27 protein-coding genes and 6 tRNA genes are annotated in these 26,352 nt (G+C 36.5%); 6 read left to right on the forward strand and 27 right to left on the reverse strand.

Going from position 1 to position 26,352, the window contains the following annotated elements; all coding sequences use genetic code 11:
* Positions 1-50: 50 nt before the first annotated feature.
* From rpoB to ACYQ3X_RS06120, 14 genes are all read right to left on the reverse strand, one after another.
* A complete protein-coding gene (gene rpoB / locus ACYQ3X_RS06055; protein ID WP_460180920.1) occupies positions 51-3,971 on the reverse strand; it encodes a DNA-directed RNA polymerase subunit beta in 3,921 nt (1,306 codons plus the stop codon).
* A gap of 25 nt (positions 3,972-3,996) precedes the next feature.
* Positions 3,997-4,386, reverse strand: a complete 390-nt coding sequence (gene rplL, locus ACYQ3X_RS06060) for a 50S ribosomal protein L7/L12 (protein ID WP_460180921.1) — start codon at positions 4,384-4,386, stop codon at positions 3,997-3,999.
* Between the two features lie 14 nt (positions 4,387-4,400).
* A complete protein-coding gene (gene rplJ, locus ACYQ3X_RS06065) occupies positions 4,401-4,976 on the reverse strand; it encodes a 50S ribosomal protein L10 (RefSeq protein ID WP_460181697.1) in 576 nt (191 codons plus the stop codon).
* Between the two features lie 90 nt (positions 4,977-5,066).
* Entirely contained in the window at positions 5,067-5,753 is a 687-nt protein-coding gene (rplA, locus tag ACYQ3X_RS06070) for a 50S ribosomal protein L1 (RefSeq protein WP_460180922.1), read from the reverse strand.
* A 5-nt stretch (positions 5,754-5,758) separates the two neighbouring features.
* On the reverse strand, positions 5,759-6,187 hold the full coding sequence (rplK, locus tag ACYQ3X_RS06075; RefSeq protein WP_353684210.1) for a 50S ribosomal protein L11: 429 nt from the start codon (positions 6,185-6,187) through the stop codon (positions 5,759-5,761).
* 14 nt (positions 6,188-6,201) lie between these two features.
* Positions 6,202-6,726: a transcription termination/antitermination protein NusG gene (gene nusG, locus ACYQ3X_RS06080; RefSeq protein WP_460180923.1), complete on the reverse strand. Its 525-nt coding sequence runs from the start codon at positions 6,724-6,726 to the stop codon at positions 6,202-6,204.
* Positions 6,727-6,731: 5 nt separating this feature from the next.
* Entirely contained in the window at positions 6,732-6,917 is a 186-nt protein-coding gene (secE, locus tag ACYQ3X_RS06085) for a preprotein translocase subunit SecE (RefSeq protein ID WP_460180924.1), read from the reverse strand.
* A 26-nt stretch (positions 6,918-6,943) separates the two neighbouring features.
* Positions 6,944-7,017, reverse strand: a tRNA-Trp gene (locus tag ACYQ3X_RS06090).
* Positions 7,018-7,021: 4 nt separating this feature from the next.
* Positions 7,022-7,174 (reverse strand): 50S ribosomal protein L33, encoded by a 153-nt coding sequence (rpmG, locus tag ACYQ3X_RS06095; protein ID WP_353684207.1) that lies wholly within the window; start codon positions 7,172-7,174, stop codon positions 7,022-7,024.
* 3 nt (positions 7,175-7,177) lie between these two features.
* Positions 7,178-8,377, reverse strand: coding sequence for an elongation factor Tu (gene tuf / locus ACYQ3X_RS06100; RefSeq protein ID WP_460180925.1), 1,200 nt, complete (start codon positions 8,375-8,377; stop codon positions 7,178-7,180).
* Positions 8,378-8,422: 45 nt separating this feature from the next.
* Positions 8,423-8,495 (reverse strand) — tRNA-Thr (locus tag ACYQ3X_RS06105).
* 7 nt (positions 8,496-8,502) lie between these two features.
* A tRNA-Gly gene (locus ACYQ3X_RS06110) sits at positions 8,503-8,574 on the reverse strand.
* A 5-nt stretch (positions 8,575-8,579) separates the two neighbouring features.
* A tRNA-Tyr gene (locus ACYQ3X_RS06115) sits at positions 8,580-8,662 on the reverse strand.
* A 38-nt stretch (positions 8,663-8,700) separates the two neighbouring features.
* A tRNA-Thr gene (locus tag ACYQ3X_RS06120) sits at positions 8,701-8,773 on the reverse strand.
* Positions 8,774-8,871: 98 nt separating this feature from the next.
* Here ACYQ3X_RS06120 and ACYQ3X_RS06125 point away from each other — a divergent pair.
* Genes ACYQ3X_RS06125 through ACYQ3X_RS06135 form a run of 3 tightly spaced genes read left to right on the forward strand, consistent with a single transcriptional unit; the run spans position 8,872 to position 10,845 of the window.
* Positions 8,872-9,273 carry a CBS domain-containing protein gene (locus ACYQ3X_RS06125; RefSeq protein WP_460180926.1) on the forward strand — a complete coding sequence of 134 codons (402 nt, stop codon included), beginning with the start codon at positions 8,872-8,874 and terminating at the stop codon, positions 9,271-9,273.
* Positions 9,273-9,905, forward strand: coding sequence for a TIGR00153 family protein (locus ACYQ3X_RS06130; protein WP_460180927.1), 633 nt, complete (start codon positions 9,273-9,275; stop codon positions 9,903-9,905). The genes ACYQ3X_RS06125 and ACYQ3X_RS06130 overlap by 1 nt, the downstream gene beginning before the upstream one ends.
* A 4-nt stretch (positions 9,906-9,909) precedes the next feature.
* On the forward strand, positions 9,910-10,845 hold the full coding sequence (locus tag ACYQ3X_RS06135; RefSeq protein WP_460180928.1) for an inorganic phosphate transporter: 936 nt from the start codon (positions 9,910-9,912) through the stop codon (positions 10,843-10,845).
* On the opposite strand, the gene ACYQ3X_RS06140 is transcribed toward ACYQ3X_RS06135, so the two are convergent.
* The 7 genes from ACYQ3X_RS06140 to ACYQ3X_RS06170 form a co-directional block, all read right to left on the reverse strand.
* A complete protein-coding gene (locus ACYQ3X_RS06140; RefSeq protein ID WP_460180929.1) occupies positions 10,825-11,271 on the reverse strand; it encodes a hydrogenase maturation protease in 447 nt (148 codons plus the stop codon). The genes ACYQ3X_RS06135 and ACYQ3X_RS06140 overlap by 21 nt on opposite strands.
* A gap of 68 nt (positions 11,272-11,339) precedes the next feature.
* On the reverse strand, positions 11,340-12,809 hold the full coding sequence (locus ACYQ3X_RS06145) for a Ni/Fe hydrogenase subunit alpha (protein ID WP_460180930.1): 1,470 nt from the start codon (positions 12,807-12,809) through the stop codon (positions 11,340-11,342).
* 55 nt (positions 12,810-12,864) lie between these two features.
* A complete protein-coding gene (locus ACYQ3X_RS06150) occupies positions 12,865-13,821 on the reverse strand; it encodes an NADH-quinone oxidoreductase subunit B family protein (RefSeq protein ID WP_460180931.1) in 957 nt (318 codons plus the stop codon).
* Entirely contained in the window at positions 13,818-14,240 is a 423-nt protein-coding gene (locus tag ACYQ3X_RS06155; RefSeq protein ID WP_460181698.1) for a hydrogenase iron-sulfur subunit, read from the reverse strand. Before ACYQ3X_RS06155 ends, ACYQ3X_RS06150 begins: the two co-directional genes overlap by 4 nt.
* Positions 14,236-15,132 carry a CoB--CoM heterodisulfide reductase iron-sulfur subunit B family protein gene (locus ACYQ3X_RS06160; protein ID WP_460180932.1) on the reverse strand — a complete coding sequence of 299 codons (897 nt, stop codon included), beginning with the start codon at positions 15,130-15,132 and terminating at the stop codon, positions 14,236-14,238. Before ACYQ3X_RS06160 ends, ACYQ3X_RS06155 begins: the two co-directional genes overlap by 5 nt.
* 11 nt (positions 15,133-15,143) lie before the next feature.
* Positions 15,144-15,680 carry a 4Fe-4S dicluster domain-containing protein gene (locus tag ACYQ3X_RS06165; protein ID WP_460180933.1) on the reverse strand — a complete coding sequence of 179 codons (537 nt, stop codon included), beginning with the start codon at positions 15,678-15,680 and terminating at the stop codon, positions 15,144-15,146.
* Positions 15,681-15,699: 19 nt separating this feature from the next.
* Complete coding sequence (locus ACYQ3X_RS06170; protein WP_460180934.1) at positions 15,700-17,700, reverse strand: 4Fe-4S binding protein; 2,001 nt, start codon at positions 17,698-17,700, stop codon at positions 15,700-15,702.
* A 138-nt stretch (positions 17,701-17,838) separates the two neighbouring features.
* On the opposite strand from ACYQ3X_RS06170, the gene ACYQ3X_RS06175 reads away from it, so the two are divergent.
* A tRNA-Leu gene (locus ACYQ3X_RS06175) sits at positions 17,839-17,921 on the forward strand.
* A gap of 227 nt (positions 17,922-18,148) precedes the next feature.
* The gene (locus tag ACYQ3X_RS06180; RefSeq protein WP_460180935.1) at positions 18,149-19,222 is read left to right on the forward strand and encodes a two-component system sensor histidine kinase NtrB; all 1,074 of its coding nucleotides are present in this window, start codon (positions 18,149-18,151) and stop codon (positions 19,220-19,222) included.
* Here ACYQ3X_RS06180 and ACYQ3X_RS06185 read toward each other — a convergent pair.
* The 6 genes from ACYQ3X_RS06185 to ACYQ3X_RS06210 are packed head-to-tail and all read right to left on the reverse strand — an operon-like array spanning position 19,194 to position 25,870.
* Positions 19,194-19,613 (reverse strand): universal stress protein, encoded by a 420-nt coding sequence (locus ACYQ3X_RS06185; RefSeq protein WP_353684195.1) that lies wholly within the window; start codon positions 19,611-19,613, stop codon positions 19,194-19,196. The genes ACYQ3X_RS06180 and ACYQ3X_RS06185 overlap by 29 nt on opposite strands.
* An 11-nt stretch (positions 19,614-19,624) precedes the next feature.
* Positions 19,625-20,596: an SDR family NAD(P)-dependent oxidoreductase gene (locus ACYQ3X_RS06190; protein ID WP_460180936.1), complete on the reverse strand. Its 972-nt coding sequence runs from the start codon at positions 20,594-20,596 to the stop codon at positions 19,625-19,627.
* Positions 20,597-20,620: 24 nt separating this feature from the next.
* The gene (gene der, locus ACYQ3X_RS06195) at positions 20,621-21,955 is read right to left on the reverse strand and encodes a ribosome biogenesis GTPase Der (protein ID WP_460180937.1); all 1,335 of its coding nucleotides are present in this window, start codon (positions 21,953-21,955) and stop codon (positions 20,621-20,623) included.
* A gap of 11 nt (positions 21,956-21,966) precedes the next feature.
* Complete coding sequence (locus ACYQ3X_RS06200) at positions 21,967-23,340, reverse strand: sigma-54-dependent transcriptional regulator (protein ID WP_460180938.1); 1,374 nt, start codon at positions 23,338-23,340, stop codon at positions 21,967-21,969.
* Positions 23,337-25,334, reverse strand: a complete 1,998-nt coding sequence (locus ACYQ3X_RS06205; RefSeq protein ID WP_460180939.1) for a sensor histidine kinase — start codon at positions 25,332-25,334, stop codon at positions 23,337-23,339. Before ACYQ3X_RS06205 ends, ACYQ3X_RS06200 begins: the two co-directional genes overlap by 4 nt.
* Complete coding sequence (locus ACYQ3X_RS06210; protein WP_460180940.1) at positions 25,331-25,870, reverse strand: DUF4390 domain-containing protein; 540 nt, start codon at positions 25,868-25,870, stop codon at positions 25,331-25,333. Before ACYQ3X_RS06210 ends, ACYQ3X_RS06205 begins: the two co-directional genes overlap by 4 nt.
* Before the next feature lie 95 nt (positions 25,871-25,965).
* Here ACYQ3X_RS06210 and ACYQ3X_RS06215 point away from each other — a divergent pair, with 95 nt between their 5' ends.
* Positions 25,966-26,313, forward strand: coding sequence for an alanine-zipper protein (locus tag ACYQ3X_RS06215; RefSeq protein ID WP_460180941.1), 348 nt, complete (start codon positions 25,966-25,968; stop codon positions 26,311-26,313).
* Positions 26,314-26,352 lie beyond the last annotated feature (39 nt).

Consider the following 26,352-nt stretch of genomic DNA (forward strand, 5'->3'; position numbering starts at 1 on the left):
TTCAAAGTTCAAAGTTTAAAGTTCAAAATAAAAAGTTCAAAGTTCATATTTTAAGTCTTTTTCTTTTTCTCCAGAAGATCAACATCAAGACAAAGACTCTGGAGTTCTTTTATTAAAACATTGAATGACTCAGGAACTCCTGGCTCCAGCACTGGATGTCCTTTAACAATAGCCTCATACATGCGGGTTCTACCTGTTATATCATCGCTTTTTACAGTTAAAAATTCCTGAAGTGTATAGGCTGCTCCATATGCTTCCAGTGCCCATACTTCCATTTCTCCAAGTCTCTGCCCACCAAACTGTGCTTTGCCTCCAAGAGGTTGCTGGGTTACAAGAGAATAAGGACCTATGGAACGAGCATGAATTTTATCTGCCACAAGATGATGCAGTTTGAGCATATACATATAGCCAACTGTAACAGGCCTTTCAAAAGGCTCGCCTGTTCTTCCATCATAAAGAGTTACCTGACCTGTGGTAGGAAATCCAGCTTTCTTGAGCATATCTTTTATCTCATCTTCTTTTGCACCTTCAAAAACAGGGCTTGCAACATAAAGACCAAGAGCCTTGGCAGCAAGTCCTAAATGAGTTTCAAGAATCTGTCCAACATTCATTCTGGAAGGAACGCCAAGAGGATTAAGCACAATATCAACAGGTGTTCCATCTTCAAGATACGGCATATCCTCTTCAGGCAGAACCATAGAAACAACACCTTTATTTCCATGTCTACCTGCCATTTTGTCTCCAACCTGAATTTTTCTTTTCATGGCAATGTAAACTTTAACTATCTGATTAACACCAGGAGGAAGCTCATCTCCTTTACGAATTCTTTCAATTTTTTCATTGTATTTTGCATAAATCTGCTTTATATTCTGCTCCACTTCTTTGTTAACTCTGCTTACTTCTGCCTTAACATCAGGGTCTTCTACCTTCAATTTGAGTAGTTGATTTACATCAAGAAGATTAACAATCTGTTCTGTAAGTGCTTTTCCTTTTGGGCAGAGTATTTTATCACCTTTTTTTACATCTTCAAGAACAACTTTACCCTGAAGTATTTTTCTGATTCTGCTTGCCTTTGTCTCTTTAAGAATCCTGATTTCATCTTCTCTATCTCTTTCTATTCTCTTTATCTCTTCCTCTTCTATAGCAAGAGCTCTTCTGGACTTTTCTTTTCCTTTTCTTGTTAAAATTTTTACATCAATAACAACTCCTTCAATTCCTGGTGGAACATAAAGACAGCTTTCCTTAACATCTTCTGCTTTTTCACCGAATATAGCATAAAGAAGCTTTTCTTCAGGCGTATAAACTTTTTCTCCTTTGGGCGTTACTTTCCCCACCAGGATATCGCCAGCTTTTACTTTTGCACCTATTCTTATAATTCCATCCTCATCAAGATTTCTAAGAAGCTCTTCATTTACATTCGGGATTTCTCTTGTAATCTCTTCAGGACCAAGCTTTGTGTCTCTACATTCAATCTCGAATTCGTCAATGTGAATGGATGTGTAAACATCTTCTTTCACAAGTCTTTCACTGATCAGTATAGCATCCTCAAAGTTATATCCACCCCATGGCATAAATGCTACAAGGACATTTCTACCCAAAGCAAGCTCACCTTTGTCCATACTTGGTCCATCAGCTAAAATTGTTCCTCTTTCTACAATCTGTCCCACTTTAACAATAGGCTTCTGAGTCATACATGTTCCCTGATTAGATTTGTGAAACTTTATAAGATTATATATATCAACTCCTCCACCTTCTTCAGTAACTCTCACAACGATTCTTGTAGCATCAACATTTTCTACTATTCCTGCTCTTTTTGCAATCACAAGCCAGCCACTGTCCCTTGCTGCATACAACTCCATTCCTGTACCCACTATGGGAGCTTCAGTTTGAATTAATGGAACAGCCTGCCTTTGCATGTTAGAACCCATGAGAGCTCTGTTAGCATCGTCATTTTCAAGAAATGGAATTAAAGAAGCAGATAAACTAACAATCTGTTTTGGAGAGACATCCATATATTCCACTTCATCGCGTGATACCATTTTGAAATCTCCCTTAACTCTTGCTGAAACTGTCTCTCCAATGATATTTCCATCTTTATCCACAGGGGTTGTTGCCTCTGCAATAACATAGTTTTCACTTTCAAGAGCGCTTAAATAATGAACCTCATTTGTAACTTTTCCATTAACCACTTTTCTGTAAGGAGATTCTATAAAACCAAACTCATTGATTCTTGCATAAGTGGCTAAAGAGGTTATAAGTCCGATGTTTGGTCCTTCTGGAGTCTCAATAGGGCATATTCTTCCATAATGAGTTGGATGAACATCTCTTACCTCAAATCCTGCTCTTTCACGTGTCAGTCCTCCAGGTCCTAAAGCACTGAGTCTGCGCTTGTGTGTAATTTCACTTAAAGGATTTGTCTGATCCATAAATTGACTGAGCTGACTAGTACTGAAAAATTCTTTAACTGCTGCCATTACAGGCTTTGTATTTATCACATCATGAGGCATTGCTGTTTCAACCTCTGTAATTGTCATCTTCTCTCTAATTGCCCTTTCCATTCTAACCAATCCTATACGGAACTGGTTTTCAAGAAGTTCACCAACCCCTCTTACTCTTCTGTTGCCAAGATGATCTATATCATCAACCTCTCCTTTGCCTGTTCTGAGATTGAGAAGATATTTAACAATTTCTATAATATCTTTGTCAGTAAGTACTCTCACATCAAGAGGAATGTCAACTCCCAATTTCTGATTCAATTTAAGTCTTCCAACTGCTGAAAGATCATATCTTTTTGGATCAAAAAACAATCCGTAAAATAGTTCCTCTGCTGCCTCTTCAGTAGCAGGCTCTCCAGGTCTTAATTTTTTGTATATTTCTCTTAAAGCATCCTTTTTGCTGGTAACTCTGTCAGTAAGTAATGTTTCCCGTAATGATGGAAGATAATTGACATTATCTATGAAAAGCAGGTCTAATTTCTGAATTCTGGCAGCTATAATTCTATGAAATACCTCTTCTGTAATCTCTTTATTACTGTCAACTATAACTTCTCCTGTTTCAGGATCAACAATATCTGAAAGAGTTATTCTCCCTATGATTTCACTTTTTGAAATCGGTATTTCCTGAATTCCAAGTTCTTTCATTTTCTTCAGTGCATACCTTGTAATTTTACTGCCTTCCTTTACTATAATCTCACCATCAGGACCAACAATATCTATTTTTGTTCTAACTCCTGCCAGAATATCACTTACCACTCTAGTGCAAGTTTCGTCTTTTATTCTTATTTCCTCTATTGGGTAAAAGATTCTCAACAGATCTTCATTTGTATATCCCAATGCTTTAAGAACAATGGTGGCTGGTAATTTTTTTCTCTTGTCAATTCTCACATAAAGAAGATCCTTTGAATCAAACTCAAAATCAAGCCAGGAGCCTCTTACAGGAATAACTCTTGCTGAATAGAGAAATCTTCCACTTATTCTGCTTTTACTTCTATCTGGTGCAAAATAAACACCAGGAGATCTGTGCAACTGGCTAACAATAACTCTCTCAACTCCGTTTATTATAAAGCTACCTGTCTCGGTCATCATTGGAAGGTCGCCAAGAAAAACTTCCTGTTGTCTTGATTCTTTAAGAAACTTTCTTCCCTCTTCATCCTTATCCCATATATTTAAACGAACCTTCATCTTTATAGGAACTGAATAAGTTAATCCTTTAACCATGCATTCATAAGGGCTTAGTTTAGGTTCTCCAACTGAGTAGGAAATAAACTCTATTGTAGTTGTTCCATTGTAATCACTTATTGGGAAAACACTGTTTAAAGCTGCCTGAAGTCCCTCATCAACTCTTTCTTCAGGTGGAACATCTTTCTGAAGAAACTTCTCAAAAGATTTTTTCTGAAACTCTAAAAGATAAGGTACCTCCACAAGTGGAGGTACCTTTCCGAAGTTTATTCTCTCTCTTAAAGGCTTTATCATGGTTCTCCTTCTTTTTTAAGATTTTTTACTGTATTTCTACAGTTGCTCCTTCAGCTTCAAGTTTTGCTTTGATTATCTCAGCTTCCTCCTTGGACACACCTGTTTTAACTGGCTTTGGAGCACCATCAACCAGATCTTTAGCCTCTTTAAGACCCAGTCCAGTAAGTTCTCTTACCACTTTAATTACTTGAATTTTCTTGTCTCCTGCTGCCTTTAAGATTACATCAAAACTTGTTTTCTCCTCAGCTGCTGGAGCTGCTGCTTGAGCTACTGGTGCACCGGGTGCTGCTGCTACTGCTACTGGTGCTGCTGCTACTACACCGTATCTTTCCTCAAACTCTTTAATGAACTGACTGAGTTCAAGAATTGTTAGATTGTCAAAAAATTGAAAGACTTCCTCTTTTGTAATTGCCATAATTCTTCCTCCTTTTATTGAGCTTTCTTATTTTTCAATGCTTCTAATGCATAAAGTAATTTAAGAGTAACTCCATGCATTGCATAAGCCATTTTTTGCAGTGGAGAACTCATTCCACCAACAAGCATACCAAGCAAGACATTCTTTGAAGGTAACTTTGAAATCTCTTTGAGTTCTGCTGGAGAGTATACTTTACCTTCAACAACACCCTGTTTAATTTTAAATTTTTCATTCTTTTCAGAAAAATCAAGGGCTTTTTTAACTATAACAACAGGGTCATCATAACCAAAAACAACGCCAGTACATCCCTTTAAAGAGCTTTCTAACTGCTGCCTTAAAGATGCATCTGTCATGGCGATCCTGAAAAGAGTATTTTTACATACCTTATACTCTCCACCAGAGTCTTTAATTGCCTGCCTTAATTCTGAAATTTCAGCAACAGTCAAGCCCTGAAAATCAGTTAAGATAAAAGACTTGGCTTTAGATAGCCTGTCAACAAGCTCTTCAACTCTTTTTTTCTTTGTTTCTTTTGTAGTGCTCAGATTATACCTCCTTTCCCAGACAGCGGTGCAACTGAAGGCTTCATAAATCTATTACTCCTCTAATCTCGGCAGGCGGTTGTACCATTAAGCCTCATGGCACCTGCTGTCTCAGATTATTAATAACAGGCAAAGCCTGTTTTAAAGTTTAAGCTTTGATATATCTATTTTCAAACCAGGTCCCATTGTAGAAGAAAGAACTACTTTCTTAATATATTTTCCCTTTGATGTTGGTGGTTTTGCTTTAATTACTGATTTCAAAACCGCTATAGCATTCTCAACAAGCTTTTCTTTATCAAAGGAGAGTTTACCTATAGGAACATGAACAACTCCGCCTTTATCAGTTCTGTATTCAATTTTTCCTGCCTTTGCTTCTTTAACTGCTTTTGCAATATCAAAAGTTACTGTACCAAGTTTTGGATTTGGCATTAATCCTCTTGGACCAAGGATTTTTCCAAGTTTACCAACCTGTCCCATCATATCAGGTGTTGCAATAGCTCTATCAAATTCAAGCCAGCCCTGCTGAATTCTCTCTATTAAATCTTCTGCTCCCACATAATCAGCTCCAGCCTGTTCTGCTTCTTTTTCTTTTTCACCTTTAGCAAAAACCAAAACCCTCACCTGTTTTCCTGTTCCATGGGGAAGAACTACAGTACTGCGAACAACCTGATCTGATTTTCTTGGATCTACTCCTAAATTTATTGCCATCTCAACAGTCTCATCAAATTTAGTAAAGCTGTTTTCTTTAAGAAAATCAATTGCTTCTTCAAGAGTATACTCTTTTGTGGTATCTAATTTTTCTTTCACAGCAGCTAATTTTTTACCCATTTATATTACCCCCTTATCTCCACACCCATACTTTTTGCAGTGCCAATAATCATTTTCATTGCTGCCTCTAAGGATTTTGTATTTAAATCTGGTAGTTTTGTTTTCGCTATTTCTTCAACCTGTTTCATTGTCAGGGTGCCTACCTTTTCCTTTCCTGTTGCACCAGAACCTTTTATAATTCCAGCAGCTTTTTTAATAAGCTCACTTGCAGGAGGGGTCTTAAGTATGAAAGTAAAGGACCTATCCTTATAGATAGTTAATACAACAGGAATGAGAGTGTCTCCCATATTCTGTGTTTGGGCATTGAACTGTTTACAAAATTCCATAATGTTAATACCATGTGGACCCAATGCTGGTCCTACCGGTGGAGCAGGATTTGCTTTACCTGCAGGTATTACAAGTTTTACCTGTGCTGTGACTTCCTTTTTTGCCATAATTTATTCCTCCTTTAAACCTTTTCAACCTGTGAAAAATTAAGTTCTACAGGTGTCTGTCTTCCAAAAATACTTACCATAACCTTGACTCTTTCATGTTCAGAATCTACTTCATCAATGTATCCTGTAAAATTAGTAAACGGACCATCGGTAATTCTAACTGTTTCTCCTTTTTCAAAATGAGTTTTTATCTGTGGAGACTTGCCTTTTTCAAGTTGCTGCAAAATCATTTCTACTTCTTCTTCTGGAATAGGTGCAGGTTTTTTACCACCCACAAATCCTGTTACTCTCTGAGTGGTTCTTATCAGATGCCATGTATCTTCATTTAGTTCCATCTCTACAAGAATATATCCTGGATAAAATTTCTTTTCCTGTTCCTTTTTCTTTTTCCCTTTGACTTCAATTATCTTTTCAGTGGGGATCAAGATTCTTGAGATTTTATCCTCAAGCCCTTTGTTTTTAACTCTTTCTTCAATGGAAGCTTTTACCTTTTCTTCAAACCCTGACATTGTATGAACTACATACCACTGTTTTGCCATTTTTTTCACCTGATAAATGCAGTTACAACTTTTGATAAAACAAAATCTATTAAACCGAGGAAAAAGGAAATTAAAAAAACTGTTACAATTACTACCCATGTAGAAGCTATCACCTCATGCTTTTTAGGATAGTTAACTTTTTTTGCCTCTATTTTTACTTCATTAAGAAAATTCTTAAGTTTTGATATCATTTCTCACCTCAAAAAAACATAATGAACAGGCCAGGAGGGATTTGAACCCCCATCCCCCGGATTTGGAGTCCGGTGCTCTATCCGTTGGAGCTACTGGCCTATTCTTAAGCTTTTGTTTCTTTATGTAATGTATGTCTTCTACAATGCTTACAGTATTTTTTTAATTGCAACTTATCAGGCGTAGTCTTTTTATTCTTTGTTGTGGAATAGTTTTTACTTTTACATTCAGTACACTGAAGTAGAATTATATCTCTCATTTTTTACTCCAGCACCTCTGTGACTACACCTGCACCTACTGTTCTTCCACCTTCTCTTATTGCAAACCTCAATCCCTCTTCCATAGCTATCGGCGCTATCAGCTCCACTGTCAGATTCACATTATCTCCAGGCATTACCATCTCCACTCCCTCTGGTAGCTTTATCACTCCTGTTACATCCGTTGTCCTGAAATAAAACTGAGGCCTGTAACCATTGAAAAAAGGTGTATGCCTCCCCCCTTCTTCCTTGGTCAATACATATACTTCTGCCTTAAACTTTGTATGCGGAGTAATACTCCCAGGTTTCGCCAGTACCATACCACGCTCTACTTCATCCTTGCCTATCCCCCTTAACAACACTCCTATGTTGTCTCCTGCTCTTCCTTCATCAAGTATCTTCCTGAACATCTCTACTCCAGTTGCTACTGTCTTCCTTGTCTCCCTTAATCCCACTATCTCTACTTCATCCCCTACTTTTATTATCCCTCTTTCTACTCTCCCTGTCACTACTGTCCCTCGCCCAGATATGCTAAATACATCCTCTATGGGCATTAAAAATGGCTTGTCTATAGGCCTTTCAGGCTCTGGTATGTAACTGTCCAGTGCATCAAGTAGTTCCTGTATAGGCTTGTACTCAGCTGCATTCGGATCCCTGCTACTGCTCTCTAATGCCTTCAATGCACTGCCCCTTATTATCGGTATCTCATCCCCAGGAAATCCATACTTGCTCAGTAACTCCCTCACTTCAAGCTCTACTAAGTCCAGTAACTCAGGATCATCTACCATGTCTGTCTTGTTCATGAATACTACTATGTATGGTACACCTACCTGCCTGGCAAGCAGTATGTGCTCTCTTGTCTGTGGCATCGGTCCATCATTCGCTGCTACTACAAGTATAGATCCATCCATCTGCGCTGCTCCTGTTATCATGTTCTTTATGTAGTCCGCATGCCCAGGACAGTCTACATGCGCATAATGCCTCCTGTCTGTCTCATACTCTACATGAGCTGTGTTTATTGTTATTCCCCTTGCTTTCTCCTCAGGTGCATTGTCTATCTGGTCATAACTTTTGTACTGAGCTAATCCCTTCAGTTCCAGATACTTCGTTATCGCTGCTGTAAGCGTGGTCTTGCCATGATCAATATGCCCAATTGTACCTACATTTACATGCGGCTTCTTCCTCTCAAACTTTGCCTTACCCATCGTCTCCTCCTTAAAATCTTTAAAACTTTATTTATTTCTTCTTAAAGCCCATGACCGGGATCGAACCGGTGGCCTCGTCCTTACCAAGGACGTGCTCTGCCAACTGAGCTACATGGGCATAAAAAAGCGGGAAACGGGATTTGAACCCGCGACCCTCAGCTTGGAAGGCTGACGCTCTACCGCTGAGCTATTCCCGCATCTATGGAGGGGGAAGGATTCGAACCTTCGAAGGCAAACGCCAACAGGTTTACAGCCTGTCCCCTTTGGCCACTCGGGTACCCCTCCGTTATTAATATTATATCTTTTTATTTTCAAGCAATTCAAGCCACCGAAGGGATTCGAACCCCCGACCCGCTGATTACAAATCAGCTGCTCTACCCGCTGAGCTACGGTGGCATCTATAACTTATAATATAAGAACTTTTAAACTGGATTGTCAACTTTTCATGAAAACTGTATAATAATTTTAACAAAATAATCTCGTGGAGGTAAAGTATGAATACAAAGGTAAAGGAAATAATGAACACTAAGCTGGAAACAATAAAACCTGAGGCAACTGTTTATGATGCTATTGAAAAACTTGTTGATAGAAGAATAAGGTCTTTGATAGTTCTGCCAAGGGATGAAAAGGATGTATATGGAGTAATAACTGTCAGAGACATTGTTTTTAAAGTAATTGCCAAAAACCTTGATCCGCACAAAATCAGAGTAGAAGAAATTGCATCAAAACCTATTATAAGCATTGATAAAGAAACAGAGCTGGAACATCTTATCAAACTTATGGAAAAGTTCAACATTGCAAGAGTTTTTGTTCATGAAGGCAAAGAAATTGTAGGAGTTGTATCCCTCCTTGATGTAATGGGTGCTTCTTTAATAGAAAGGGCAAGGAGACAGTAATGCTCAATAAAATTATTTCCGGTGGGAAATTAGAAAAGAAAGTAATAGAAGATATAAAAACACATATAAAAACTTTATGCTTGGCAACCGAATGTTTTAAAAATGCTATAACAACGACTAACAAAGAATCTACATTCTGCGTGGCAGACCTTGAAAGAGAGGCAGATTCAATTAGAAGAGATATAATCTCCACAATACATGAAGGAGCTTTTTTGCCATTCATAAGACCAAACATCTGCAGATTTGTAGAAATGGTAGATGAAGCATTTGATATTCTTGAGGATGCTGCATTTGAATTTAGATATATTAACATGGAAATTTACAAAATAATTGAACCAGAATGTGTAAAAATTGCTTCTATAAATGCTAATATATGTGAACTACTTTCAATTGCTTTTGATAGCCTTCTCACTAAAGGAGACCTTAAAGAGAAAAATCTCGCCATAAGAGTATATGAAAAGCAGGTTGATGACCTCAAATTGGATATAACGGAAAAATTAAGAAAGATTGAGATAAAAAACTTCTGGGAGGGGAAAATAATAACTGATTTTGTTGAGTATTTAACCAAAATAAGTGATTTAATAGAAGATGCAAGTGACTATTTATACATAATTGAGATAAGCCTGAGATAATTTTATGACAGAAATTGCAGTTGTAGCGAGTCTTCTTATTGCTTTTGGAATAGGTTCAAATGATGCATCAAATGCTCTTGGTATTTGCATAGGAGCAGGAATAATAAAATTAAAAAGAGCCATATTTCTCTTTGGATTTCTTGTTTTTCTTGGTATTCTTCTTCAGGGGCAAAAGGTCATGAAAACAGTAGGGAAAAACATTGTTGATGTTAATTCATCAATTATTATAGTTGCATTAACTATTTCTGCAATTTTGATTATTGTTTCAAACTGGCGCAGGCTTCCTCTTTCAACTCATCAAGTAATAATAGGCAGTCTCATAGGTGCTGCAGTTGCATCAGACAGCAGTGTCAACTTTTCATCTATCTTAAAAATTGTAGGTTCCTGGCTCATTTCACCTTTTGTAGCCATGGCTTTTTCATTCTTTTTATATAAACTCCTTGAAAAAACTCTATCAAAAATTCCTTTCTTTCAGATTGAAAAACTCTTAAGGATTTTTCTTCTCTTAAGTGCCTCTTTAATTTCCTACAACACAGGAGCAAATGAACTTGCAACTGTTGTTGGACCTGTGATGCATTCTGGAATTGAGATTAATAAAATACTGCTTTTCTTTATTGCTTCAATCATGGTTTTTTCTGGTGCTATTCTTCTTAGTCACAGGGTTATTGAAACCGTAGGAAAAGGAATTACCACTTTAGACCCTTACTCTGGTTTTGCTGCCCAATTTGGTGCAGGTGCATGTGTTTTATTCTTTACTTTCCTTGGTATGCCTATTTCAACCACTTACTGCATAATAGGTGGAATAAGTGGAGTTGGAATGACCAAAGGTATTGCTACAGTTAAACTCAACCTTTTAAAGAAAATTGCAATTAATTTCGTAATTACTCCTTCTGCTGCTTTTATAATAAGTTATCTTGCTTTAAAACTCTTTTATTCCTAAATATTCCTTAATTTTTGATATCACATCAGGTATTGCTGCCTCAACAGAAGGGCTCAACTGCCTGCTTAAGGTTTCCACATCCTCTACTTCTACACCAATAATTTTTATTTCCTTTGGCATTTCATCGGAAAAGAGGGAGTAACCAATTCTTAAAATCTCAAAAATTGAAAGATTATGTGTCCCGCTTGCGTATATATCTCCCCAGTAATCAGTATTAAATTCTAAGATACTTCCTGGTTCAGCTCCTGATTTAACTCCATCAACGATCACAGCTTTGTCATAACCAAGTATAGAATCAATAATTTGAAAACTTATGTTTAAAAGAGAAACTGTATCTACCAATCCATTAAGTTTTTCTACAATGTTAAGCCCAACTCCATCATCTTTAAAATTTGGATTACCAATTCCCACAACTATAGCTTTCATTTTTTGTCCATGGTTTTATATATTTGTATTTGAAAGCGGAGGCATACACCTCCGCTTGGACTGATAGCTTAAGATATTTCAAAATTTCTGAGGCTTTTTACAAGTTCACCGTGGTGATCAATGATGTCAATTCTTACAGGGATTCTTCCAGGAAGAGTATGAGTTGAACAGGCGAAGCAAAGGTCATAGGGACGATAAGCAATTTCAACAAGATTGAGAATTCCATCATCAACTTTGCCATTCTTTATAAAGTTCTGGGCAGCTCTCTTAACTGCAATGTTCATCGGACCTTTATTATGAGTTGTTGCAACTATAAGATTAGCATCAGTGACTATACCTTTTTCATCTGTCTTATAATGATGTATCAATGTGCCTCTTGCTGCTTCAACAATTCCCACACCTTCACCAACAGGAGTACCAAGTTCCTGACGAACATTGGGATCTGTAATGGATTCATCTGAGGCAATTTGTTTTACCTTCTCAGCTGCATGCATTAACTCAATAGCTCTTGTCCAGTGATAGGCAAGTGTGTTATGAACAGGTTTACCACCAAAGGCAGAAACCATCTTTTCATATGCTTCCTGTGCCAGAGGTGTATCAAATCCGCTTCCAACATTAAATCTTGCAAGAGGTCCTACACTATAAATGCTTGTTCCATCTCCATCTACGAGACCTTTCCAACCAATTTTCTTTAAATATGGAGCTTTCTGATAACTCCATGGAAGAGTCTTTTCTGCAATATAGTCCAGATATTGAATACCTTTAAATCTTCCTATTTCATTTCCTTTTGTATCAACAATCTTTTGAGTTCCATCATAATAGGTAACCTTATCGTTCTCATCAACTGTTCCAATATAATTGGTCACCACCTTATAAACATCGCCTGTGACCAAAGCCATGTATTCTTTATTTTGCAGTACAACTTTATCAAATACATCAAGAGTCAACTTTCCGAGTTCAATACAGTCATCAGCACATTTAAGAATCTCCTGCCTTTCTTCTTCTGTTATTCTCTTTGCCCATCCTCCTGGTAATGCAGCAACTGGATGGCTTGTTCTTCCACCAGTTATCTCAAAAATTCTTACAGCTGAAAATCTTTTCTTTAAAACAAGCTTACCAACATCTGCACCCACTTTCAAAATAAGTCCTATAAGATTTCTCTCAGCAGGTGAAGCTGTTGGACCACATACAAAATCTGGGAAGCCAAGAGCATAAAGAATTCCAGTGTGATCCTCTACATAATGGGCATTATAAAAAAGTTCTCTTATCTTTTTTGCAGTAGGAGTTGGTTCAACTCCATAAACTGCATCTGCAGCCTTCACTGAGGCTGTAAAATGCACACCCCTTCAAACTCCGCAGATAGTGCTAACAGTTCTTGGAACTTCCTCAATAGGCATACCTATGAGGAATTTTTCGTATCCCATAAATTCAACAACCTGCATAAAAGCATTCTCTACATTTCCCTGTTCATCAAGGAATATAGTTATTTTTCCATGGCCTTCAAGCCTTGTCATAGGATTAATTTCAATTTTCTTCATTCCCTTTCCCCCCTTCTGGGTTATTTTTCTTATTATATCCTTCAGGCTCATTTTTTCATCTCTTTATTCTCTTGCCAAGAAAAGAGCTTGGCAGTGTATATCTATAAAATAGATGCACTGGATCCGGAATCTTATCCACAAGTTCTTCATTGTCAAGCATGCTTGCAATAGCACTTATTGCTCTGAGACCAAAATCTTTGACTCCTGGAATTGGTCCTCCACAGCCTCTGCATGGAATATTTGCAGAAGGGCACTTTGCACCACAATCTCCCTGTGTTACAGGTCCAAGACATAGATATCCTTCCTCAAGAAGGCAACCATCTTCACTTGGTGCTCCATCAATAGTTCTTTTTACCTCAGTTGCAAGCTTCTTTGGTTTGCCTTTTAATACAGGATTTCTATCACATACCTCACAAACAGCCTTCCCCATAGTAATCCATGAACCTGGAGGTGGAAGCTGTCCTGAAAGTAAAGCTGTAAATGCCTTTGCTATATGTTCATGATAGGGAGGACATCCACCTATGTAATAATCTACCTTTACAACTTGATCAAGAGGTCTTGCATCCATCAGAGTTGGCAATGTTAATTCATATTTTCCATCCACTAAAACAGTTGTTTGAGGAAGTATCTTTTCTGGATTGTCTGTGCTGAATGTATTAATGTATGCTTTTTCAAGTAACTGTTCTGTTGTATGTAAATTTACAAGCCCTTTTATTCCACCACATGATGCACATATTCCAAAAGCAATAAGAACTTTACATTTCTGTCTTAACACCTTTGCGATATGCTCATGCTCTGAATTCCTTACATTACCACTAAAAAGCCCTACATCAATTGAACCGTCTGGCATTGCTTCAAGGTCTTTATATTTTGCGTCTGCCACTGTTGGTGCCCAAAATACTATATCTAATTGCAAGGCAACATCTACCAGTGCTTCAGATAAATCTACAACAGCAATATCACAGCCACCACAACCACCGGCAAGATAATATGCAAGTTTAGGTTTGCTCATTGTGCCCCTCCTTTCAATGGATTTGGTCCAAGCTCCCTTATCTTAGCGTCAAATTCTGTCATGGCTTCAGAAAATCTCTTTCCTTCACTTCCTGAGATCCATTCAAGCTGAATTCTTTCAGGCTCAATTCCAAGGTCTGTTGCAACTCTCTTAAAGAGCTTAAATCTTCTTATTGCTTTGTAATTGCCTTCTTTATAATGGCAGTCACCAAAGTGACATCCACCTATAAAAACTCCATCTGCTCCTCTTCTGAGGGCTTCTGCTATAAATTCAGGTTCAACTCTTCCACTACAGGGCACTCTCACAATATGCACTGTAGGAGGATAACTGTAACGCAGACTTCCTGCCAGGTCTGCCCCCTGATATGTACACCATTGGCAGGCAATAACAATAAGTCTTGGCTCCCATGCCATGTTAATTCCCTCCTTTTATCTTAGTTATTACTCCATTCAAAGGTATTGATGCCTGTGCAGTGGCTTTTTCCACATCTGCACCCATTGCTATAGCAGCAAGTTGAACAATATGAAGGGCTGGAATTTTATAGTCAAGCTTTTTCTGTTCTACTAAAAGCGCTTGTCCTGCATCAAACTGAAGTAAACAGGAACTACAGCCCATAACAGTGAGATCTGGGTTTAATTCCTCTTTTATTACATCAAGTTTCTTTTTAAACAATGCAAGAGATTTTTCAGAGGCAGCAGATCTCAATGCTCCCATTCCACAGCAGTCAGTTATTGTGCTGTAATGGGGTGCTACGCCTCCCATGGCTTCACAAATCTCTCTCAGTCTTGTTGGGAAGAATGTATTATCTTCATTTGTTGAATAAGCTTTACTGGGCCAGAGATTGTGACATCCTGTCTGGACAGCACACTTTAAGCCGTTGAGATTGTATTTTATTTTTGATTTAAGATTGCCAAGTCCGATTTCTTCATAGAGAAAATTAATAAAGTTCCATACCTTTGTAGTTCCTTTATATTCCTTACCAACCTTGGCAAGAATTTTATTAACCTGCTCCTTTATTTCAGGATGCTTTTCCATATGATATCTTGCTTCATTGAGAGAGCCATAGCATGAGCCACATCCAGTAATTATATCAACACCCTTTTCTTCAGCAATGCTTAAATTCCATGCTGATGCAGCTGCCCATCCTACAAGATCAACTGATGGCATTGTTCCAAAAGCAGGACAGCATGCAGCTCCTTCAAGCTCTACAATTTCCACACCCAGTTCATTTAACATATATCTTGCTGAATACTCAACATCTGGTCTATTAAAGGGTATATTACATCCAAGGAAAAATCCTATTTTCTTCATTTTTATCCTCCTTAATCAAGCGGGAATGGTGCTATTTCTTCCAGGATAGTTTGTTTTAAAACTTCCTGGTATTTCTTCCTTAACTCATCAAAACTCAATGCTGTTGGTGGTTTCTCTGGCAATCCTGCTTTCTTTCTTCTTTCTTCAAATCCTTTCGGAAATACTGCATGACCGAATCTGTATAAATTTCTCAATCCTTCATATGTGTTTGCAGGACAGGATTCAACCTTAATTGCTGCTCTTCTTACAGCCTGAATAACTTCATAGGGCTTTATATCCATCGGGCATATCTCTACACACCTGTTACAGGACTGACATCCCCAAACTGAAGAATCTTCAAGCAAAACATCCCTTAAGCCCAAGTTTGCAGCATGAACAATTCTTTTAATAAAAAACTCCAAACCTGCTAATGCCATTGGACAGGTTGCTCCGCATTTTCCACACTGAATGCATTCTCTAAGCTCATCAGCACCTAATGCTTCCAATTCCTTTACAAAACTTTCATCTCCCTGTGTAAGATCAATGACATTTACGCCACCCTCTTCCATTTTTCCCTCCTTTTATTTTTTATGCTTCGGCTAATGCATCAATCTGTGCCAGAATCTGCTCTGTTGTGAATCCATGGAATGTAATTGCCCTTGATGGACACGCACTGGCACAGACTCCACATCCTGCACACAATGCAGGCTCAATGTATGCTTTTTCTTTGCCTTTATATTCTTCAAGCCTTATTGCTCCATAAGGACAGAGCGGTACACAAACACCGCAGGAACTGCATTTTTCTCTATCAACTTCAGAAATAATTGCTTCAAATTTAATCTTACCAGGAATAACCAGAGCAGCTGCTGCAGAAGATGCTGCACGTGCCTGAGCAATGGACTCAGGAATATCCTTTGGACCCTGAACACATCCAGCAAGGAAAACTCCTTTTGAAGCTGTTTCAACAGGATAAAGTTTTGTATGAACTTCTCTTAAGAATCCTTCTCTTCCACAGGTTGCTGCAAAAAGTCTTCCAAGTTCTTCTGTTCCTGCTGGAGGTTCAATGGCTGTTGCAAGCACAACCATGTCTGCCTCAAGCTCAACAGGAGAGCAAAGATCAACATCAAAACCTCTTACTCTCAATTTTCCATTTGGCTTTACATCAACTGCTGAAACTCTTCCGCCCCTTATTACCTTTACGCCAAGTTCTCGTGTATAAACATAAAACTCTTCAAAGTCTTTACCAGCTGTTCTTACATCTATGAAGAAAAGATAAAGCTTGATATCTGGATATTTTTCCTTAAGAATTCTTGCATGTTTTAACATATACATACAGCATACCTTTGAACAATAAGAATGATATCTTTCATCACGGCTTCCAACGCAGGAGATAAAAGCAATTGTCTTTGGCTTTGTTCCATCAGAAGGTCTTTTGAGTTCTCCTTCTGTTGGACCTGTTGCTGAGAGAATTCTTTCAAACTCCATTGCCGTAACCACATCTGGACTATGAGGTGAGTATTCTTTGAAGTGAGTTTTTTCCATTACTTTATATCCTGTTGCAATAATCACTGCTCCAACTTTGAGATTTATATACTCATCTTTATCATCAAACTTAATTGCTCCTGCTGGGCATCCTTGTATTCCCTTGGGTGGTATTCCTTTTTCGCAGATCTGACAGGCAGGCTTTCCAGTTTTATCCATTGATTTAAAATACAGGCAGTTTGCTCTGTCAATAACTGCTTTTTTAGGCACTGCCTGTGGAAATTCAATATATGCTGCCCTTCTCTGGTTCATGCCAAAGTTATACTCATTTGGTACTCTTGATGGGCATATCTGTGTGCAAACACCGCAGCCTGTGCACTTATCCCAGTCTATATATCTTGCCTTTTTCTTTACTGTGATATCAAAATTACCAACATAACCTTTTACAGCATCAACTTCTGCATAGGTAATGAGCTCAATATTTGGATGCTGGGCTACTTCAACCATCTTTGGAGTGAGAATACAGGCAGAACAATCCATTGTTGGGAAGGTTTTGTCAAGCTTTATCATCTGACCACCAATAGAAGGCTGTCTTTCAACGAGATAAACCTTCAAGCCCATATTCGCAAGGTCTATAGCTGCAAACATTCCTGCAACTCCACCACCTATTACCATTACTGACTTTTCCATATCTCCATAACGATCCACAAGAGGTTCAGCCAATCTTACCTTAGCAACAGCACTGCGAATCAGTCTTTTTGCTTTTTCTGTAGCACCACTTTTATCATGCCAGTGTGCCCAGCTATCCTGGTCTCTTATGTTTGCCATTTCAAGAAAATATCTATTAAGCCCTGCTGACTCCACTGCATCTCTGAAGATTGGTTCATGAGTTCTTGGCGTACATGCAGCCACTACAACTCTATCAACTTTTCCTTCCTTAATATCCTGTTTAATAATATCCTGACCAGGATCAGAACACATAAATAAGTAATTCTTTACCACTACAACATCTTCAAGGGTTTCAGCATACTTCATAACTTCTTCAATGTTAACAGCGCCGGCAATATTCTCTCCACAGTGGCATACATAGACCCCTATCTTTGCCATTTTAAGACCTCCTTTGAATGGAATTTTTTAATGTGGTTTAACCCTTTATAGCATTTTTGACAAAATTTGTCAAGAGGTATTTTAAAATATTCACAAAGTATTGATTTTTTTTGATTTTTTATGGTATTGTTTTTTATAGCCGGTGTGGTGGAACGGCAGACGCGGCGGACTCAAAATTCGCTGGGAGCAATCCCGTGTGGGTTCAAATCCCACCACCGGCACTCTGGTTGGAGGTGATTGAAAATTAAAATGATTTATAGATTATTAATTCTCAAGAAAATGCGAATTTTTGAACAGTTGCATCTATATTTTTTTATAGGTGAAAGAGAGATATATCCGAAATCCTGTAATAGAAAGCTAAAATCATACTTACCCCCCCCCCCCCAAGAGTAGCAGGCATTTTCAATATTTGCATGAGTTCTTCAAATAATCTTATTTTTTTAATTCAATGAAATCACTGCAATTTAAATTAACAGAAGAATCTTTAGTTTCAATCTTTGAAAACATTGAATACAACATCTCTATTATGGATAAAGAGTTAAATGTTCTATGGAGTAACAAAGCCTATGCTGAAAGATTAGGCATGAATCCTGAGGATGTTAAAGGTAAAAAATGTTATAGCCTGTGGTATAAAAGAAGCAGTCCATGTGAAGGATGTCCATGCGTTAAAGCCTTGAAAACTGGTAATATTGAAAATGCTGAAAGAATATCAGATGAAGGAAGGCACTATATTTTAACTGGAATTCCTCTTAAGGAGAATGGAGAAATAAAGGCTGTATTTGAAATAGGGAAAGAAGTAACAGAGAAGAAAATAATTGATGAAAAAATTAAGGAAGCTATAAAACTTGAAGGAATTTATGAAGTTCTGGATAATCTCACACATCAGTTCAACAACATATTTAACGGTATTTACGGATTTGCCCAATTAGTGAAAGAAAAAGTTGCGAATAAAAATTATTCTTTATACATTGAAAAATTGATTGAATCTGTTGAAAAAGGAGCTAAATTGATTCAAGCTCTGCATGCTCTGTGGAAAATTCCTTCTATAGCAAAGGTTTTTGATCTGAATTTTCTTATTATTTCAACTAAAGAAGTGCTCAAAAATATAGCTGGTGAAAAAATAAATCTTGAGATTTATTTATCTAAGGAAACTCCTTTAATTAAAGGAGATCCCCAACAGCTGAGAGAAGTTCTCGTTGAGATTGTTCAAAATGCCAGGAATGCTATCCCTGAGCATGGAGTTATTTCAGTTTCCACTGAAAAAATCAGAACTGACTCAGAAGAAAAAATTGTTCTTACAATTTCTGATACAGGACATGGCATGGATAAAGAAACACTACAAAAATGCTTTGAACCTCTGTTTACTCAAGATCCAAGAAGATTTGGATTAGGACTATCAATTGTAAAAAATATAGTTCAAAAGCATAATGGCTTTATTGAAGTAAAAAGCTCTCCTGATGCAGGAACAACAGTAAAAATATTTTTCCCTTCTGCTACTTTACCACAAGAACAGGACATTTAGAATATTCAACAACCTTGGCTGATACGCTTCCAATAAGAAATTTTTTTGTTCCGTGTTTTCCATGAGAGCCTGTAACAATCAGATCAACTTTCATTTTATGAGCTGTCTCAAGTATTTTTTCAGCAGGATCTCCTTCTCTTACAAGAAACTTAATCTCAATCGGTTTTCCTGAAAGAGATTTTCTTATCCTTTCCATATTTTCTTCAGTTTCCCTTTTGAGCACCTCTGTAATTCTCTGTCTGTCAGCATCAGAAAGCTCTGTAAGATAAAGCTCTGGAACTACTGCAAGCACAGTGAGGGATGAATTCATGCTTAAAGCGATCTCCAATGCCTTTCTCAATGCTTTGTCTGATGCCTTTGAACCATCATGAGCTACTAAAATTCTCTGCATCTTTTCCTCCTTTATATCTTGATTGCCTTTAGTAAATCTCTATTTTTCTTAAACCACTCAACAGTAATCTGAATTCCCTCTTCTATTGAAACCTTTGGAGACCATCCTATGTATTTTTTTGCCTCAGAAATGTCTGCCCATGTTGCATAAATATCCGCTGGATGTCTTGGCTCCCACTGAATTTTTGCTTTTTTTTGAAGAAGTTCCTCTATTAAATTTATTACATAAATGAGTTCAACAGGTCTGTCATTACCAAGATTCATAATCTTATATCCTTCAAGATTAAGGCAGCGCACTGTTGCCTCTGCAATATCTTCAACAAATGTAAAATCTCGTTTCTGCTTTCCATCTCCATATACAGTTATTGGCTGTCCTGAGTCTATTTTCTTGATAAATCTAAAAATGCTCATATCAGGTCTTCCAAAAGGTCCATATACTGTAAAATATCTTGGAATTATTGTATTTATACCATAAAGATAGTGATAGCTATAGCAGAAAAGCTCTGAAGCCTTTTTTGAGGCAGGATAGGGAGCAAGAGGTTTATCTGTGGCATCAGAAACCTTAAAAGGTATCTTTTCTGTATTCCCATAAACGCTTGATGTGGAAGCAAAAACAAATGTTTTAATTCCATGCTCCTTAATGCATTCAAGAAGATTAATTGTTCCTTTAACATTTGTATCAAGATATCCCCAGGGATTTTCAACAGATGCTCTGACACCAGCTCTTGCTGCAAGATTAATAACTGCATCTATCTTATGAGTTTTAAAAATGTTTTTAAGTATTTCAAAATTCTCAATGTCTGCTTTGTAAAAAATAAAATTCTGGAAAATTCTAAGATCCTGAAGCCTTAATTCTTTAATTTTCGGATCATAATAGTCATTCACATTGTCAATCCCTATAACAGTAAAACCCCTGTTTAGAAGTAATCTGCACGTTGCCCATCCAATAAAACCAGCGCTTCCTGTTACAAAAATTGTCTGCATAGTTTTTTATTTTAACATAAAAAGTTATTTTCTTTGTTTGACTTTTATGCTTATGGGAGAAAACTCAAACTTGAATGTCTCTCGCAGAAGTTTTTCAATAAATTTGATATGATGCTGTTTAACTGCTGTTTGATCATTAACAAAAGCAACAAATGTAGGTGGTTCTACATCAACCTGAGTTATATAATAAAACTTTAACTCCTTTCCACCTGAAGAAAGCACCACATCTTTTAATTTTTGATTAAAAAGTTTATTCAACTCAGATGTGGAGACTCTTTTAGAGTATTCCTCTAAAATCTGGTCAATAAGTGGAAAAATTTTTGAAAGTCTTGTTTTATCTACTGCAGAAACAGTCAGATATGGAGCATAATCCACAAACCAGAGTTTGCGTTTTATTTCATCTGCAAAAAATTTTGCCTTTCTGTCTCTTTCATCCCGTGGAATTAAATCCCATTTATTGATTAAAACTATCAATCCTTTTTTCTGCTCAGCCACTATGCCTGCAATTTTCTGATCCTGATTAACAATGCCTTCTCGGGCATCTATAACAAGAACTGCCACATCAGCTCTCTCAATACTTCTTAATGCTTTAAAGTATGAAAGCTTTTCAACATAAGCTTGCCGGGATTCTTTTTTATAATAAGAAAGCCTTTTTATACCCGCTGTGTCTATCAATAAATATTTTTTACCGTAGTATGTGCATACTGCATCAATAGCATCTCTTGTGGTTCCAGGTAATGGACTTACTATCATTCTTTTTTTACCAAGCAACGCATTAATAATAGTTGATTTGCCCACATTTGGTCTGCCAACAATAGCTATTTTGGGCAGTTCTTCTTGTGATTTTATTGATTGAGTTACAGGAACTTTTTCAATAATTTTTTCAATCAGTTCTTCAAATCCATAACCTGTAAGGGCAGAAATCGGTATTAGATGTTCTGTGCCTATGCTATAAAAATCAAAGATTCTACTGAGTTTTGAAGGATCATCTATTTTGTTCACAACCCACAGAATCTCTTTTCCTGTTTGCCTTAACCATCTTGCTATTTCAATATCATCTGGAAGAACTCCTTCTTTTCCATCAAGAAGATGAATTATTAAATCTGCCTCTGATATTGCCATTTCAATCTGTTCAAGCATCTGTTTCTGAATTATGTCTTTTTCTTCAGGGAAAAAACCTCCTGTATCAACTACAGTAAATGCTTTATTATCCCATCTTGCAACTCCATAGTTTATATCTCGGGTTACTCCGGGAAGTTTATCTATAATTGCTTTAATTTTATTATCAGACTTAATCATTCTATTAAAAAGCGTTGACTTGCCAGCATTAGGACGACCAACAATAACTACTGTGAACATTTAAATCTCCTTTAGTTTTCTGAAAACTCTTTGGGAAGAATTATGCCAAGAGATTTGATTTTTTTATAGAGATTGCTTCTCTCTATTCCTATAATTTCTGCTGTTTTTGTCATATTCCAGTTATTCTCTTTAAGTTTTCGCAGAATAAATTCTCTTTCAAAGGCATCTCTTGCCTGTTTCAATGAAGTATAACTAAAACATGTTTCTTCTTTTGCCTTACTCATTATTATTCCAGTATTTTCAATATCTGAAATCTCTACCACATCTTTTGAAACCATTATCATAAGTCTTTCTACAGCATTCCTCAGTTCCCTCACATTTCCAGGCCAGTCGTAATTCTGAAGAATTTTCATTGCTTGATGCTCCACTGTCTTTTTCTTCCATCCTTTTTCCCTGTTAAATTCATCTATAAAGTAATTAATCAACTCTGGAATATCTTCTTTTCTCTCTCTTAAAGGAGGAATATAGATGGGAACAACATTGAGTCTCCAGTAAAGGTCCTCGCGGAAATTGCCTTTTTTAATCTCTTCTGTGAGATCTTTATTTGTTGCTGAAATAATTCTAACATTTACTGTTATATCCCTTGTCCCCCCCACTCTCTGAAACTTCTGTGTTTCAATTACCCTTAAAAGTTTTGCCTGCGTAAGTAAAGACATGTCCCCTATTTCATCAAGAAATAGAGTTCCTTCATTGGCAAGCTCAAACTTACCAATCTTTCTGTCTATTGCTCCTGTAAAAGCTCCTTTTTCATGACCAAACAGTTCGCTTTCTATAAGCTCCTGAGGAATTGCTGCACAGTTTACTTCAACAAAAGGAGCACTGGCTCTATGACTCAATAAATGAATCGTTCTTGCTACAAGTTCCTTACCTGTTCCAGATTCACCAAGTATTAAAACTCTGGAGTCTCCTCTGGCAATCATTTCAATTTGAGTTTTTATTTTTTTCATTGCCTGAGAACTTCCAATAAGTTCATACTTTTTAGTTGCACTGCTGCGAAGCTTTATGTTTTCTTTTTCAAGGCGTTTAAATTCTAATGCCCTCTCTGCAGTCAATATAATCCTTTCCATTGACAGAGGCTTTTCAAGAAAATCAAATGCTCCAAGCTTTACAGCCTGAACAGCAACCTCCACATTCCCATGCCCTGAAATCATAATAACTGGAATATGAAGATCCTTTTCTTTTATCTTTTTTATTGCTTCAATCCCGTTCATCTTAGGAAGCCAGACATCAAGAAAAATTAAATCTATCTCCTCTTTATCAAGGATATCCATAGCAGTCTCTGCATCCACTGCTGTAATGGTTTTATATCCCTCATCTTCTAAAATGCCAGAGACTGTGTCAAGAATTCCCATTTCATCATCAACTATTAAAACTTTTCCTTTCAAGCAGGCACCTCTATTTTAAAGATCGTTCCATGCGGTTGATTATCCATAACATATATCTTTCCACCATGTTCATTGACAATTTTTCTTGCAATAGTAAGACCAAGACCTGTGCCCTCCTTATTTTTTGAAAAATATGGCAAAAACAGCTTTTCTTTTATTTCATCATCCACACCAGGACCAGTATCAGCCACTTCTATCTCAAGGTTATTATTTAGTTTAACAGATATTGTTATTTCACCTTTAGCATTCATAGCTTTTATTGCATTGTCAATTATGTTTATCAAAACTCTTTTAAACTCCTGAGGATCAAGCAAAACAGGTTTCATCTCATCACACAATACAAGATTTATCTTCACATCTTTATATCCTCTATAAAGCTCTATCACATCTTCTATTAAATTTAGCGGATTTACAGACTCCTTTTTAATCTCAGGAAGTTTACCCAGTTTCTGAAAAGCATCAATTAAATTTTTAAGAGACTCTACTTCTGATATAATTGTCTGGGTTGATTTTTCAAAGACTCTGTCAAAATCCTCATCTTTATTTTTCCATTTTTTAATCAGTCTTTCAGTGGCAAGTTTAATTGGAGTAAGAGGATTTTTTATCTCATGGGCAAGTCTTCTTGCAACTTCTTCCCATGCAATTGCCTGTTGTGCCTTAACAATCTCTGTAATATCATCAAATACCACAAGAATTCCTGTAGCTTCGCTTTCCTGAGATTCTCTTAATGAGATAAATCTTGACTTGATTATTTTATTTCTACCTTTTATTTTAATGTTTAAATCTTTGGAAATCTCATAAATTTTCTCCTCAGAAAGCTTCTTTATAAATTGTTTTAATTCATCAGATTCAATAAATTCAAGAATTTCTTTATAGTGTTTGCCTTCTATTTTATCTTTTGGAATTTGAAGTATTTCCTCTCCTGCTTTGTTTATTTTGAAAATTTTACCACCCTGTCCAATAAAAATAATTCCCGAAGTAATATTGGAAAACATTCTTTCAAGTAAAATGTTTCTTTCTGATAGATCAAGATAAGCTCTGTCAAGCTTTGCTATCATTTCATTGAAAGAATTAACGAGAATTCCTATTTCATCAGAGCTTTTAGTGAGAATTTTCACCTTAAGGTCTCCCTTTGAGACAAGCTCAGTTGCCTGAACAAGCTCTTTAAGAGGATTTGTAATCTCCTGAGAGATTTTTAAGGATGCCCAGAGAGCTAAAAAAACAATAATAAGACTGAGAAATCCAAGAAACATGAAATAGTTTGACTTAATAGCTTTTCTCATAGAGCCCATCTTGAGATACTCTTCGTGATGAGTCTTAACCTCTTCAACTTTTTTTGTTATATAAGAAGGAATCCTCATCTTTAAAAGCAGAATTCCTTTTTCATCAGGTACTGCAGCAATGATTACATCTCCATCTGAAGAGGAAATAACCTGAGCTGATTTCTTACCATGAAAAGCATCTCTTACTGATTCTGGCATATCAGTAAGAGAAGTTTCTATTCTTTCAACAGAAATTCCATGGGGAACACCCTTTATTTTGCCATTTCTTAAATCTTCAGCAAGATTAAGCAGCTTTTCTTTTTCAAAATCGTAAAAAGCCTTAACTGTATTTACTGTTTTTGATATAATTTCTTTGTTTGATTTTGAAAAAATTCTCTCTATTGAATTTTCAAGAACTCCGCTAAAGGCAATAAATAAAAGAGCTGAAGGGATGAGCACCAATCCCACAAAGATTGTCACTATTTTTATCCTGAATCTGTATCCAGGAATTTCTCTATGCTTTTCAAGATAAAGCCTGAAGATACTTCTTATGACAAAAAATCCCAGAGTTATAATGGAGATTATGTTTATTACAAAAAGTGAAACAATTATAAATCTTGTAGGAATCTGTTCAGGTGGAAGTCTTAAAAGATATATTTCAAAACCAAGAACTATAAAAAGTAACGCTGTTAGAAAAACAGGAAAAAAGTATTTTTTCAGTCTCTCTTTCATGGCAATCTAAAGTTTTCTGATTCCTTTGTTATTTTTTTTTCATATGTGGGTATAAAAAACAAAATATGTTCAAGAACTGAAGGAAGCTTTTTTATGTTTGATTCAACCGTAATTTTTATATAATATTTACCTCTTTCAACATTATTAATATTCACAATTTTTAAAGGTTCTATATTCAACGCCCAGTCCAGAGCTTCCTGCCAGTTTTTAAACCTTTTTTCTGTTAAAGTCTCACCTTGCAAGGTTTTTACAATAAATTCATCTTTTATTGGATCAGAAACTAAAACTCTCTGTATCTGAACTCCACTTATAAACTCATCTGGAATAATTGACCACCTTCTGTAAAGCTCTATAAGTATAAAAATATTTTTACTCAAGCCATTTTTAAAATCTTCAATAAATTCTTGAGAAGGAATAATGCGAGCTTTTACTATGAGGAAAGAACTTTCTCTATGAATCTCCATGTTTATGTTTTCAATTGCCTGTGCATAAGCAGTAAGAAGTAAAAATCCTCCAATAATAATCAACCTTATCATGAATTTTTTCATCAGTTTTATTATATTATTTTTTCCTTTACTTTTTCTTAATCTTTGTGATAAAAAAACAAAATTAAAAGCTTTGGAGGTGAGCGATGAAAAAGTTTTTAATCATTGCGGGAGCAACATTTATTTTTTTGAGCGGTTGTGCAACAAAAGAGTATGTAAAGGAGCAAACAGACCCAATTTATCAGAAACTTGAAAAAATTGAAAAACAACTGGAAAACATGAACAAAGAGATTTCTTCCTTAAGAACAGATATTAAAACAGTTGACTCAAAAGTAGATTCTGTTCAGTGGACAGCAAAGGAGGCATTGAAAAAATCAGAAGAAGCTGTAAAAGAGTCTCAGGCTGCAGTGATACAGGCTCAGGATGCTGCAAGAAAAGCTCAGGCTGCAGCTGAAACATCTAAAAAAGCCTTTGAACTACAACAAAGAAAGTAAATTTGACATTTTAGCTTAATAAGTATTAAATTTTTTGAT

The sequence above is a fragment of the Thermodesulfovibrio sp. TK110 genome (genome assembly GCF_054658355.1).